Source organism: Burkholderia sp. Bp8984 (assembly GCF_003853755.1).
In the GTDB taxonomy this organism is placed as follows: domain Bacteria; phylum Pseudomonadota; class Gammaproteobacteria; order Burkholderiales; family Burkholderiaceae; genus Burkholderia.
The window spans coordinates 158,616-170,899 of record NZ_QTQN01000011.1 but is presented as its reverse complement, the minus strand read 5'-3'; the positions used below and the strand labels follow the sequence as shown (position 1 = coordinate 170,899).

At 69.6% G+C, this 12,284-nt stretch carries 10 protein-coding genes and 1 pseudogene; 6 read left to right on the top strand and 5 right to left on the bottom strand.

Annotated features, from left to right (window positions below):
* Window position 1 precedes the first annotated feature (1 nt).
* The 3 genes from DID98_RS14365 (at window position 2) to DID98_RS14355 (ending at window position 2,902) form a co-directional block, all read left to right on the top strand.
* The gene (locus tag DID98_RS14365) at window positions 2-802 is read left to right on the top strand and encodes an enoyl-CoA hydratase-related protein (RefSeq protein ID WP_124522073.1); all 801 of its coding nucleotides are present in this window, start codon (window positions 2-4) and stop codon (window positions 800-802) included.
* Between the two features lie 120 nt (window positions 803-922).
* On the top strand, window positions 923-1,597 hold the full coding sequence (locus tag DID98_RS14360) for a MarC family protein (RefSeq protein ID WP_044843309.1): 675 nt from the start codon (window positions 923-925) through the stop codon (window positions 1,595-1,597).
* Between the two features lie 324 nt (window positions 1,598-1,921).
* A complete protein-coding gene (locus DID98_RS14355; RefSeq protein WP_124570923.1) occupies window positions 1,922-2,902 on the top strand; it encodes an aldo/keto reductase in 981 nt (326 codons plus the stop codon).
* A 46-nt stretch (window positions 2,903-2,948) separates the two neighbouring features.
* On the opposite strand, the gene DID98_RS14350 is transcribed toward DID98_RS14355, so the two are convergent.
* From DID98_RS14350 to DID98_RS14340, 3 genes are all read right to left on the bottom strand, one after another.
* The gene (locus tag DID98_RS14350) at window positions 2,949-3,815 is read right to left on the bottom strand and encodes a CPBP family intramembrane glutamic endopeptidase (RefSeq protein ID WP_124570922.1); all 867 of its coding nucleotides are present in this window, start codon (window positions 3,813-3,815) and stop codon (window positions 2,949-2,951) included.
* A gap of 94 nt (window positions 3,816-3,909) precedes the next feature.
* Window positions 3,910-4,566 carry a VC0807 family protein gene (locus DID98_RS14345; protein WP_124570921.1) on the bottom strand — a complete coding sequence of 219 codons (657 nt, stop codon included), beginning with the start codon at window positions 4,564-4,566 and terminating at the stop codon, window positions 3,910-3,912.
* Between the two features lie 212 nt (window positions 4,567-4,778).
* Window positions 4,779-5,843 carry a 2,3-butanediol dehydrogenase gene (locus DID98_RS14340; RefSeq protein WP_124570920.1) on the bottom strand — a complete coding sequence of 355 codons (1,065 nt, stop codon included), beginning with the start codon at window positions 5,841-5,843 and terminating at the stop codon, window positions 4,779-4,781.
* Between the two features lie 564 nt (window positions 5,844-6,407).
* Between DID98_RS14340 and DID98_RS14335 the strand changes: the two genes are divergently transcribed.
* Complete coding sequence (locus DID98_RS14335) at window positions 6,408-6,890, top strand: DUF3331 domain-containing protein (protein WP_124570919.1); 483 nt, start codon at window positions 6,408-6,410, stop codon at window positions 6,888-6,890.
* Between the two features lie 21 nt (window positions 6,891-6,911).
* Here DID98_RS14335 and DID98_RS14330 read toward each other — a convergent pair whose 3' ends face one another.
* Complete coding sequence (locus tag DID98_RS14330) at window positions 6,912-8,111, bottom strand: GNAT family N-acetyltransferase (RefSeq protein ID WP_124522066.1); 1,200 nt, start codon at window positions 8,109-8,111, stop codon at window positions 6,912-6,914.
* 197 nt (window positions 8,112-8,308) lie between these two features.
* Between DID98_RS14330 and DID98_RS14325 the strand changes: the two genes are divergently transcribed.
* Window positions 8,309-9,781: a PLP-dependent aminotransferase family protein gene (locus DID98_RS14325; RefSeq protein ID WP_124570918.1), complete on the top strand. Its 1,473-nt coding sequence runs from the start codon at window positions 8,309-8,311 to the stop codon at window positions 9,779-9,781.
* 75 nt (window positions 9,782-9,856) lie between these two features.
* Here DID98_RS14325 and DID98_RS14320 read toward each other — a convergent pair whose 3' ends face one another.
* Window positions 9,857-11,110, bottom strand: a complete 1,254-nt coding sequence (locus DID98_RS14320; protein ID WP_124570917.1) for an MFS transporter — start codon at window positions 11,108-11,110, stop codon at window positions 9,857-9,859.
* Window positions 11,111-11,251: 141 nt separating this feature from the next.
* On the opposite strand from DID98_RS14320, the pseudogene DID98_RS14315 reads away from it, so the two are divergent.
* Window positions 11,252-12,126, top strand: a pseudogene (locus DID98_RS14315) (LysR family transcriptional regulator).
* Window positions 12,127-12,284 lie beyond the last annotated feature (158 nt).

The following is a 12,284-nucleotide window of genomic DNA, read 5'->3' as shown; positions in this document are numbered from 1 at the left end:
GATGGATGGATTGAAAACCCTGGCCGTGGCCGTCGATGCGCGCGGCATCGCGACTGTCGCGCTGCAGCGCGGCGACGTGCTCAACGCGTTCGACGAGACGATGATCGCCGAGCTGACCGACGCGTTTACCACGCTCGGCCGGCGCGACGACGTGCGCGCGATCGTGCTGCGCTCGGACGGTCGCGCGTTCTGCGCGGGCGCCGACCTGCAGTGGATGCAGCGCGCGAGCGCGAACGACGCGGCCGCGAACCTGCGCGACGCCGAGCGGTTCGCCGCGATGATGCGCGCGATCCGGCAGTGCCCGAAGCCGACGGTCGCGCGCGTGCAGGGCCACGCGTTCGGCGGCGGCGTCGGCCTGTGCGCGGCCTGCGACATCGTGATCGCGAGCGATCACGCGCGCTTTTCGGTCAGCGAGGCCCGTTTCGGGATCCTGCCGTCGGTGATCGGCCCGTATCTGGTCGAGGCGGTCGGCCAGCGCCAGGCGCGCCGGCTCGCGCTGACCGCGACGCAACTCGCGGCCGCCGAAGCCGTCGCGATCGGGCTGATCCACCAGGCCGTGCCGCTCGACGCGCTCGACGCCGCACTCGACAAGACGCTCGCCGAGCTGAGCCGCAACGGCCCGAACGCGCTGATGGAGATCAAGCGCTTTTTCGACGCGATCGGCGAGTACCCGCCGTCGGACGAACGCGCGGCGTTCACCGCGCAGACGATCTCCCGCGTGCGGGCGACGCCGGAAGCGAAGGAGGGCTTCGCCGCGTTCTTCGCGAAGCGGCCGCCGGCCTGGGAGCCGGGCGCCGAGTAAGGCGGCGGCGCGGCCCGCCGGGCCCGGGGCGCGATTTGCGTCTCGCGCGCGGGCGCTTGCTCTACAATGCGTGACCCCCGGCGCGCCGCCGGCCCAGCTCCGACCGCTTCTTCGCACCCGATGATCGTCAATCGCCTTATCTCCGAGATCCTGTTCGGCTTTACCGGCCTGATCGGCATCATCAATCCGATCGGCATCGCGTTCCTGTTTCTCGAACGCACCGAGGCGCTGACCGAGCACGAGCGCAACCTGCTCGCGAAGAAGGTGGCGTTCAACGCGTTCATCGTGTTGCTGGTCGCGTTCTTCGCCGGCACACCGGTGCTGCATTTCTTCGGGATCTCGATGGAAGCGCTGCGGATCGGCGGCGGCTTCGCGGTCGCCGTCGCGGGCTGGCAGATGCTGAACGAGCCGGACGGGCCGGCGGGCGGCGGCGATACGCCGATCAAGCCGATCGATGCGAACGCGATCATGACCCGCGCGTTCTTCCCGCTGACCGTGCCGCTGACCGTCGGCCCCGGCTCGATCGCCACCGCGATCGCGCTGAACGCGAACCGCACGCACAAGCTGTCGGAATTCATGCTGTCGAGCATCGTGTCGATCTCGGTGTCGGCGCTCGTCGCGGTCGTGATCTGGCTGACCTACAGCCGTGCCGCGCTGCTCTCCCGCTATCTCGGCACCGAAGGCACCAAGGTCGCGAAGCGCGTGTCGGCATTCCTGCTGCTGTGCATCGGCGTGCAGATCATGCTGACCGGCTTCTCCGAATTCCTGCAGCCGCTCGCCGACCAGATCAAGTAAGCCGTTCGTCGTTCGCGAGTAATCCGTTCGTTCGTCGACGCGGCAACCGGCGCGGCGCCACGCCGCGCATTCTGATCATGGATGCTGCGTGGCGCGCCGGTTTGCGCCGTCGAAGCCTTGCTCGAGTGCGATCGGGCTGCGGTTCCGGCGCGTCGGCGTTCCTGCGCGACCCGGCCGGGCAGCAGGCCGTCGCGTCGACTACGCGTTCGCGCGCTGCGCGATACCATGCGACGTCTGGCCGATGCAGCGCACGGCGTTCGTGCCCGGTGCACCGAACCGGGCCGCGCATCCGGCCGCAACTCCACTTCAATGACGAGGCGAGCGATGGAATACGTGAAATTCGGGTCGACCGGGATGGACGTGTCGAAGCTGGTGCTGGGCTGCATGACGTTCGGCGAGCCGTCGCGCGGCACCCACCCGTGGACGCTGCCGGAAGCGGAAAGCCGCCCGATCATCCAGCGCGCGATCGAGGCCGGCATCAACTTCTTCGATACCGCGAACATGTATTCGGACGGCACGTCCGAGGAGATCGTCGGCCGTGCGTTGCGCGACTTCGCGAAGCGCGACGACGTCGTGATCGCGACCAAGGTGTTCTACCGGATGCGCCCGGGGCCGAACGGCGCGGGCTTGTCGCGCAAGGCGATCATGACCGACATCGACCAGAGCCTGAAGCGGCTCGGCACCGACTACGTCGACCTGTACCAGATCCACCGCTGGGACTACGGCACGCCGATCGAGGAGACGCTCGAGGCGCTGCACGACGTCGTGAAGGCCGGCAAGGCGCGCTACATCGGTGCGTCGTCGATGTTCGCGTGGCAGTTCGCGAAGGCGCTGTATACGTCGAAGCAGAACGGCTGGACCCGCTTCGTCAGCATGCAGAACCACCTGAACCTGCTGTATCGCGAGGAAGAACGGGAAATGCTGCCGCTGTGCGAGGCCGAAGGCATCGCGGTGATTCCGTGGAGCCCGCTCGCGCGCGGCCGGCTGACGCGCAATTGGGACGAGTCGTCCGGCCGGCAGCAGAGCGACGAGGTCGGTCAGCGGATGTACGACGCGACGGCCGGTGCCGATCGCGCGGTCGTCGAGGCCGTCGCGGCGATCGCCGCCGCGCGCAACGTGCCGCGTGCGCAGGTCGCGCTCGCGTGGGTCGCACACAAGCGCAGCGTCACCGCGCCGATCGTCGGCATCTCGAAGCCGCATCATCTGGACGATGCGCTCGGCGCGCTGCAGCTGAAGCTGACGGACGATGAAATCGCGACGCTCGAAGGCCCTTACGTGCCGCACGCGGTAGCCGGCTTCAACTGAGTTCGACCGCGCGAAACCGGCGGGATGCCGCCGCCGCGCACGGCGTTCAGCGTGCGGCGGCGAGCATCGGATAGGTGAACAGCGCGAAGTGGATCACGTTCAGCCCCGCATGCGCGAGCGCGGATGCGAGCAGTCCGCCGCGCCGCCATGCGAGGCCGTAGCCGATGCCGGCCACCGTGCCGAGCACGATCCAGGGCCAGCCGCCGGCCGCGTGCGCGGCGCCGAACAGCCCCGCGCCGATCGCGAGCGCGGCCCACGGTCCCCAGCCGAACCGGCCGAGCACACGCGTGAGCCCGCCTTGCACGTAGCCGCGGAACAGCGCTTCCTCGGCGAGCGTGACGAGCAGCACATTGTTGACGAGCCACATCCAGCCCGACGCCGGCCATTTCGGCGCCCAGCCGACCATGCCGAACGCGAGCGCGCCGGCCAGGCAGGCCGCCGCCGTCGCGACGGCCGCCACGGCGCCGGTGCGCAGCGCGCGTGCCGGGGCGACGTCCGGCGCCACCCACGGCAGCACCCACAGCAGCCACAGGCCGACGAGCGGCTTGTCGAAATTCAGGTACATCGTGAACGGCACGGCATCCGGCGTGAAACGCGTCGGCTCGATCACGCGCGGATTGTGGAAGCCGGGAAGCAGGTGCAGGCTCAGCGCGATCGCGAGCGCGGCAAACACGACGTGCGCGACGATCCGCAGCGCGAGCGGGCGGCCCGGCGCGACGCCCCAGGCGGCGGCCGCGAGCAACGCGAGCGGCGCGAGCACGATCGGTTCGAGCTTGCCGAACGCCAGCGCGCCGGCATAGCCGAGCGCGGCAACGGCGATGCTCAGGCCATGCAGCGGGCGCTGCCACGCGAACGCGGCGGCCGCGAACAGTGCGAGCCAGATCGTGGCACACGGGAGAAGCGAGAGAGACATGGGGCGATGCAGGCGGCGAACGAGAGCCGCGCATCATACCCCAGCGGCCGTGACGGCCGCCGGGCCGGCCGCGCGGGGCGGACGGGGCGGGCGCTCAGCGGCCGGCGATCTCGGTGACGCCGTCGCGGGTCGGGATGTCGACGCTGTTGCGCTCGCGCATCCGCCGCCGGTACCAGAAGGTCCACAGCAGCAGCGTGCCGAACACCGTGTAGCCCATGATCGGCGACACGACGAGCACGCGCTCGACGGGCCAGGTGACGACCATCCACAGGCGCAGCAGCATCTCCAGCGTCATGCAGGCGCCCCACACGAAGGTCATCAGGCGCAGCATCAGGCGCAGCCCCGGCTGCTCGGCCCAGACCGTCTCGAAACGCGCGGCGCCGCCGGCCATCTCGCGGGCCACCGTCGCGCGCGCGAGATAGAAGATCAGCGGACGATCGCGGAACAACGACAGCAGGAACACGACGCCGATCGTGCCGGACGCGAGCGATTCGCGCATCAGCAGCGTGCGCGCGCTGCCGCCGAGCGCCATGCCGGCGATCGACAGCGCGATGCCGAGCAGCACGACGGCGGCCACCGCATCGATGCGGCGCGAGCGGATGAATTCGACGACGGACCAGACGATGGGCGGAATCGCCGACGCGTACAGCGCGCCGGTTTCGCCGAAATACGGATGCGCGACCCGGTACGCGACCCAGGGCAGCATCAGGTTGACGAAGAGTTCGAGGATCAGGCCGGCTCGTGGTTTCACGGAAGCGGGCGCGCGGGTGGCGCGCGGGGCGGTGATGTCGCTTCGAGTATATCGAAGTCCGACCCCGCGCGCCGCACCGGCGCGGTTGTGCACGCACCGAAAACGGGCGGAAACATGCGGCGGCCCGGGCGGGGCCGCGCCCGGGATGCCCCGGGACCGTTCGGCGCCGCGTCCGGCCGCCGCGCGGCCGTCATCGTCCGGTCAACGGTTCGTCAGGCGGCCGCGGGCTGGACGATGATCTTCACGTTCCGGTCCTTGTGTTTGACCAGCTCCTCGAAGCCGTGCGTGACGATGTCGCCGAGCGTGATCCGGCCGGTGATCAGCGGCTGCACGTCGATGCGGCCGTCCGCGATGAAGCGGATCACGTCCGCGAATTCGCCGTTGTACGCGAGCGAGCCGATCACTTCCTTCTCGGTCGACACGATGTCGAAGAAGTTGAACGACGTCGGCTCCTCGAAGATGCCGACCATCACCGACTTGCCGGCCTTGCGGATCACGTCGATCGCGAGCTGCGCGGTGGCCGTGTGCCCGATGCACTCGAACGACACGTCGGCGCCGTAGCCGCCCGTCAGCGCCTTGACTTCCGCGACCGCGTCGGACGCCTTCGGATCGATCACGATCGTCGCGCCGACCTCCAGCGCCTTCTGCTTGCGCGCGGCCGACATTTCCAGCGCGATCACGCGTCCGGCGCCCGCGGCCTTCGCGCACATGATCGTGCACAGGCCGATCGTGCCGGCACCGACCACGACGACGGTCTGGCCGACGATGTTGCCGGCCTTCTTCACCGCATGCAGCCCGACCGCGAGCGGCTCGATCAGCGCGCCGGCCTCCGTCGGGAAGTTGTCGGGCAGCTTGTACAGCAGCTCGGCCGGCACGTTCACGAATTCGGCGAACGCGCCGTTGTTCATCAGCCCGGTGAACGCGAGGTTCTCGCAGATGTTGTACAGCCCGTGCCGGCAATACCAGCAGGTGCCGCAATGCTGGCAGGCGTCGGCCGTCACGCGCTCGCCGACCGCGAAGCCCGTCACGCCGGCGCCGAGCGCCGCGATCTCGCCGCTGAACTCGTGGCCGAGGATGCACTGGCCCTTCAGGCCCGTCAGCGGATGCGGTGCGTCGACGGGAATGAACACGGGCCCGGCGACGTACTCGTGCAGGTCGGAGCCGCAGATCCCGCACCAGTGCACGCGGATCTGGACCCAGCCGGCCGGCGGATGCGCCGGAACGGGAACCTCTTCGACGCGGATGTCGTGGCGGCCATGCCAGACGGCGGCCTTCATGCTGGGAGCGGTGTTCGATGCCGGTGTACTCACGTTGCTGTCTCCGTCAGGTTGTCGTCGGACGCGCGACCCAGGGGGCCGGTTCGTCCGTCGCGCGATTGCGCGAGCGACCGACATGCAGGAACGGGGCCAGCTCGAATCGGCGCTCGGGTGGCGAAGGCGCCGGGCGGGCCGTGTGCGATGCAGCAGGCCGCGCTGCATCGACGTCAGCCGGGGCCGGGCGAGTCAAACGCGAAATTTGCTGCGATTGCGACGGGACGCGGCGGGTGAGACGCCGGGACATTCGTCTCAGCCGTTTGAGACGAAACGCGAGACGCGCGGTTCGGTCGTGGGCGTCGTAGCCGTGGTCGTTGCGGTCCATTGTGGCGATCAGCGAAACGCATCGTTGCGCATGTTTCCCCTTTACTTGAAGTTAACTTCAATTTGTATCATCTGCGGCAATGTCCGATCGCCATGCGTGCATGGCGGTTGCACCGGAGGCGGGGTGCATGACCGAATCGGTCGTTGCTGCCGTGCGAAGGGCCGAGCGCGGCTCGTCTCAATCTTCACGGAATGTCGTCAAGCATGCCAAACGTTATCGAATGCCTGATCTGCGAGTATGTGTCGTACCACATGCTGGTAGCCGAAGAGCGGGACGCGATGCCGTTACCGGCAGACGTCGGGATGGCGCGGCCACAGGAGCGTGCCGATCGCGCGCCGACTCCGGAGCCTGTCGCACCTGGCGTTTCACCGTTGCGGCCGCAACTGTTCGTGTCGGTTCTGGAAGCGGGCGACGACGGCTTGCTGGTGCGCTGGAGCGAAAGCGGGCGCTGCCATTACGGCGAGCAACGCTGGCGCTTGCGCGTCGCGTTGCAGGCGGGCCGCTGCGCGATCTCCGGGCAGGCGATCGAGCCGGGCGAACCGGTGTACCGGCCGGTGCGGCGGCCGGTGCCGGTCAACGGCGACGAGATGATCCACCCCGCGTCGGTGCCGCCTGCGGCTGGCGCCGCGTGTCGCGCGGCACCAGGCCGCGGCGAGGCGACGGATCCGGTCGATGCCCCGGGCTGAGCGACCGGTTGCACTCTCGCGTTACTTGAGATCCTTCCGGTACTGGATGAACCCCGCGTTGTTCGCGAGCTTGTCGTACAGCGCGCGGGCGGTCGTGTTGGTTTCGTGCGTGAGCCAGTACACGCGGCTTGCGCCGGCTTCGCGGGCCCGCTCGTACACGGCTTCGATCAGTGCGCCGCCCGCGCCTTGCCCGCGGGCGTCCGCCGCCGTGAACAGGTCCTGCAGATAGCAGTACGGCCCTTCGGTCCAGCACGAGCGGTGATAGATCGCGTGCACGATGCCGACCAGCGTACCCGACGCGTCGAAGGCGCCGAGCGCGAACATCGGTTCGGCGGGATCCATCAGGCGCGCCCATGTCGTCGCGAACACGGCGTCGCTCAGCGCGGTCTCGTAGAAAGTCTGGTAGCCCTGCCACAGCGGGCGCCACGCGGCTTCGTCGGAGGCCACGAGCGGCCGGACCGTGACGCGCGTCGCGTCGTTCGCGCGGCCGGCCGCGTCGCGCGCACGCGCCCGCGCGTGGCGGATCGCGACGAGCGTCTCGCGCTGCGTACCGCTGGCGTCGAAGTTCTCCGGCGCGAGCCAGGCTTCGAACGCGGCGCGCACGTCCGGCCATTCGCCGTCGACGATCGAGAACCATGCCGTGTCGCGGTTGCGGCCCTTGTAGATGATCGCCTGCCGGAACGTGCCTTCGTAACGGAAGCCGAGCCGCGCGGCCGCCTTGCGCGACGGTTCGTTGAGGTCGTCGCACTTCCATTCGTAGCGCCGGTAGCCGAGCGTGTCGAACGCGTACTTCATCAGCAGGTACTGCGCTTCGGTCGAAATCGGCGTGCGCTTCAGTAGCGGCGAGAAGGTGACGGAACCGACCTCGATCACGCCGTTGGCCGGGTCGATGCGCATCAGCGCGAGCGTGCCGACGGCGCGGTTCGTCGCGCGGTCGATCACCGTGTAGTGCAGCGGATCGGCGCTGGCCGCCGCGCCGCGCGCGTAGTCGCGGTAGCTCGACTCGTCGGCGTACGGCCCGTGCGCGAGATAGGTCCAGTCGCTGCCGTCCGGCGCCTGCGCGTACGCGGCGTACAGGTCGGCGGCATGGCGGTCGGCGTCGAGCGGTTCGAGGCGGCAGTAGCGGCCCTCGAGCACGATGCGCTCCGGGCGAGGGCGCGCGGACCAGTCGGGGACGGGGTGGCCGATGGGCTGCTGGAAGTCGTTGGTGAGCGTGGACAAGGTCGATCTCGCTTCGGTTGGCGGCCGGCGACATGCCGGCATGCAGACGATCGTAGTCCCGGCGAGGTACCATGAGAAGCGCCAGCCGACAGCAAATTTATGGTGCCACGAACGCGCCACGAACGCGCCACGCCGGTGCCATGCCGGCGCCGCGCTCGACGCGCCATGCCCCGAGGCTTCCACACTGCGATATCCCGATGACGACTGCCTTTTCTTCCGGCGACGCACCGCTGTTGCCGCTCGACGCGCCGCTCGCGCGCACGGCCGGCGCGCCTTCGTTGCAGCGGCAACTGCTGCGCCGCGTGCGCGACGCGATTCTCGGCGGCGCGATGCCGGCCGGCACGCGGCTGCCCGGCACGCGCGCGCTGGCCGAGACGCTCGGCGTGTCGCGCAACACGACGGCGGCCGTCTACGAGCAGCTCGTCGCCGAAGGCTTCCTGCAATCCGATCGCCGCGGCACGCGCGTGGTCGGCCTGTCGCGGCCGGCCGCGCCGCGCCGGCGGGCCGCACCGCCGGCCGTCGCGCAGCGGCTCGGCCGGATCCGCCCGAGCCTGATCGGCGCCGGCGAGTCGGAAGGCTTCCGGCCGGGCGTGCCCGCGCTGTCGCATTTCCCGGTGGATGCATGGCGGCATGCGATCGACCGCGCGCTGCGCCGAGCCGGCCACGACCTGCTCGCGTATGGCGACCCGCTCGGCGAACGCGCGCTGCGCGAGTCGATCGCGCGCCACCTGGCCGTGGCGCGCGGCGTGCGCTGCGATCCGGAGCAGATCGTGATCACCGAAGGCGCGCAGGGCGCGATCGCGCTGTGCGCGCAGTTGCTGACGAACCCCGGCGACACGGTCTGGGTCGAGGAGCCCGGCTATCGCGGTGCGCGCACCGCGATGCAGGCGGCCGATCTCGACGTCGTGCCGATGCCGGTCGACGCGGAGGGGCTGCGCGCGGCCGACACGGACTGGCGCGAACGGACGCCCCGGCTCGTCTACACCACGCCGTCGAACCAGTTCCCGACCGGCGCGGTGCTGTCGATCTCGCGCCGGCTCGCGCTCATCGACGCCGCACGCCGGCATCGCGCGTGGATCATCGAGGACGATTACGACAGCGAGTTTCGGCATACCGGCGAGCCGATCGGCGCGTTGCACGGGCTCGCGGCCGATTCGCCGGTCGTCTATCTCGGCTCGTTCAGCAAGACGATGTTTCCGGCCTTGCGGATCGGCTTTCTCGTGTTGCCCGACGCGCTGCTCGCCGCGGTGCGGCCAGCGTTGCCGGAGATGCTGCGCGGCGGGACGCGCCACGTGCAGCTCGCGCTCGCCGATTTCATCGAGACGGGGGAGTACGGGCGCCATCTCGGGCGGATGCGGCGGCTGTATCGCGACCGGCGGCGCTCGCTGCTCGCCGCGCTGGACGACGCGTTCACCGTGCCGCATCAGGTCGAGGGCGGGCCGTGCGGGCTGCATCTGGCGTTGCGGCTGCCGGCCCGTTATCGCGACCGCGTGATCGTCGAAGCGGCGCGCGCGCACGGGATCGGGCCGTTCCCGCTGTCGGGGTTCTCGATCCACGCGACGTCGCCGGCCAACGGGCTCGTGCTCGGGTTCGGCAATACGTCGGCCGATGCGTTCGCGCCGATGCTGCGGACGCTGTCGACGATCGCGCATCGGGTCGCGGGCGAGTGAGGCGCAGTCGCATCGCCGCGAATTCACCGCAAATCCGCCACAAATCGCCGGAAGGCGCAGCGGGCGAGCCGGTGCTTACCGCACGCGTTCTACGCGCATGATCCGGTGCGCCGCTGCAAGGCTGAGCACGAGCAGCACCGCGACATACGCGACGACCGCGCTCCACGCACCGTGTTGCCAGAACGAGCCGCCGATCGAGCCCAGCACGCTCGACCCGAGGTAATAGGCCAGCAGGTAGAGCGACGCGGCGTGCCCCTTCGCGGAACCGGCGAGATGCCCGACCCAGCCGCTCGCGACCGCATGGGCGACGAAGAAGCCGATCGTGATCAGCACGATTCCGACGATGATCGCGACGAGCGAATGCGACAGCGTCAGCGCGAGGCCGGCCGCGAACACGAGCATGCCGCTGACGAGGACGGGCGCGCGCCCGAGACGATCGGCGAGCGCACCGGCGCTCGACGAAGACACCATCCCGAACAGATAGGCGCCGAAGATCAGCCCGCAGGCGGTCGCACTCAGGTTGAACGGTGCGGCCGTCAGCCGGAATCCGGCGTAGTTGTAGACGGTCACGAACGCGCCCATCACGAGGAAGCCGATCGCGAACACGAACGGCAGCCGCGCGTGATGCAGCTGCGCGTTCCACAGCCGCAGATGGTGACGCAGCGTCAGGTCGGTGCGCTTCACGAAGCGTCGCGACTGCGGCAGCAGCATCACGAACGCGACCGCCGCGACGAGGTCGACCACGCCGATCGTCAGCATCGCGGTGCGCCACGAGAAATACTCTTCGAGCGCGCTCATCCCGATCCGCCCGATCATGCCGCCGAACGCGGTGCCGCCGACGTAGAGTCCCATCGCCAGGCCCAGCCCGTCGGCGGCGATTTCCTCGGCGAGATAGGCCATCGCCACCGCCGGAACGCCGCCGAGCGCGAACCCTTCGAGCGCGCGCCAGAGCAGCAGCAGGTTCCAGTTCGGCGAAATCGCGGCGAGCAGGTTGAACAGCGCGGCCAGCGTCATCGACGCGAACATCAGCCCGCGTCGTCCGACGCGTTCGGACAGCGCGCCGGCGCACAGGATGGAGACCGCCAGCAGCCCGGTCGACAGCGACAGGGACAGCGAGCTCGACGCCGCGCCGATGTTGAACTCGCGTGCGAACGCGGGCAGCAGCGGCTGCACGCAGTACAGCAGCGAGAAGGTGGAAAAGCCGGCGAGGAACAGCGCCAGCGCGATGCGCTTGTAGGCTGCCGAGCGCGGCGACACGCCGATAGGCAGCGCATCCGGCGCGGCGTTCGCGGCGCGATTCGTGGCGGGTGACATTGCGGGAGTGGACATGACAGGTGCCCGATGGGTCAGGGAATGCCCGAATTCTTGCGCACGCTCATGTATATGTCCAATATATGAAATGAACCGTAGCGATACGTTTTTCGACTGGCTCGAACGCCGCCTCCATCTACCCCGGGATCACGTCAACGCATGGAACTTCGGCATCTCCGATACTTTCTGGCCGTGGCGGCCACATCCAACTTCACGAAGGCCGCGGAAACGCTCGGCATGGGTCAGCCGCCGCTCAGCCAGCAGATCAAGGCGCTCGAGAACGAACTCGGCGTGGCGTTGTTCAAGCGGACCGCACGCGGTGCTGAACTGACCGTGGCGGGAGAGTGTTCGCGGAAGAGGCACGGCGCGTGCTCGACGACGCGGAGCGCGCGGCGCGGGCGGCAAGACGGGCGGCGCGCGGGGAGATCGGGCAGTTGCGGGTCGGGTTCACCGGGACGGCGGCCTTCAATTCGAAAGTAGCGGACCTGATTCGCCGCTTTCGCGAAGCGTTTCCCGATACGGATCTGACGTTGCAGGAGGCGACCTCCGGCGTGCTGCTCGACGCGCTGGCGGCCGGGCGGCTCGACGTCGCGATCGTTCGTCCGGAACGCCGCATCGCGGACACGCTGCAGGCAGCGGACTGGGACGAGGAGCCGATGTTCGTCGCGATGCCGGTCGCGCATCGGCTCGCGCAGCGGCGTCGGATCGATCTGGCGGAGCTGGCCGACGAGGCGTTCGTGCAGGTGCCGCGCGAAGCGGGCAGCGCGCTGTTCGACGACATCGTCGCCGCGTGCAATGCCGCCGGCTTCCAGCCGCGCATGGCGCAGCCAGCGCCGCAAATCGCTTCGGCGGTGACGCTCGTCGCGGCCGGGCTCGGCGTGTCGATCGTGCCGAAGGCGATCACGCAGGTGCAGGTCGCGGGCGTCGTGTATCGGCAGGTCGCGGGAAACGGGCTGCGCGCGAGGCTCGCGATTGCGTCGCGGCGCGACGATCCGTCGGCGGTGGTGCGCAATTTTCTGGCGCTGGCCTGGTAGCGCGGGACGCATTGCGTCGCGCCTCGCCGCCGCGTCGGGGGAATGTTCCGATTGACGAACCGCGAACTTTGTCCGGAACGAACGCTGTCGCGGTTCCGCCGCTGCCCGACCACCCGGCATGCGGGTTTCGATTCGTATGTTCCCGAGGTGGCGTGGAC

Bases quoted from the DNA above. Each gene is read 5' to 3' on its own strand.
- DID98_RS14365 (WP_124522073.1), top strand. From the start codon at position 2: ATGGATGGATTGAAAACCCTGGCCGTGGCCGTCGATGCGCGCGGCATC.
- DID98_RS14360 (WP_044843309.1), top strand. From the start codon at position 923: ATGATCGTCAATCGCCTTATCTCCGAGATCCTGTTCGGCTTTACCGGC.
- DID98_RS14355 (WP_124570923.1), top strand. From the start codon at position 1,922: ATGGAATACGTGAAATTCGGGTCGACCGGGATGGACGTGTCGAAGCTG.
- DID98_RS14350 (WP_124570922.1), bottom strand. From the start codon at position 3,815: ATGTCTCTCTCGCTTCTCCCGTGTGCCACGATCTGGCTCGCACTGTTC.
- DID98_RS14340 (WP_124570920.1), bottom strand. From the start codon at position 5,843: ATGAAGGCCGCCGTCTGGCATGGCCGCCACGACATCCGCGTCGAAGAG.
- DID98_RS14335 (WP_124570919.1), top strand. From the start codon at position 6,408: ATGCCAAACGTTATCGAATGCCTGATCTGCGAGTATGTGTCGTACCAC.
- DID98_RS14325 (WP_124570918.1), top strand. From the start codon at position 8,309: ATGACGACTGCCTTTTCTTCCGGCGACGCACCGCTGTTGCCGCTCGAC.
- DID98_RS14320 (WP_124570917.1), bottom strand. From the start codon at position 11,110: ATGTCCACTCCCGCAATGTCACCCGCCACGAATCGCGCCGCGAACGCC.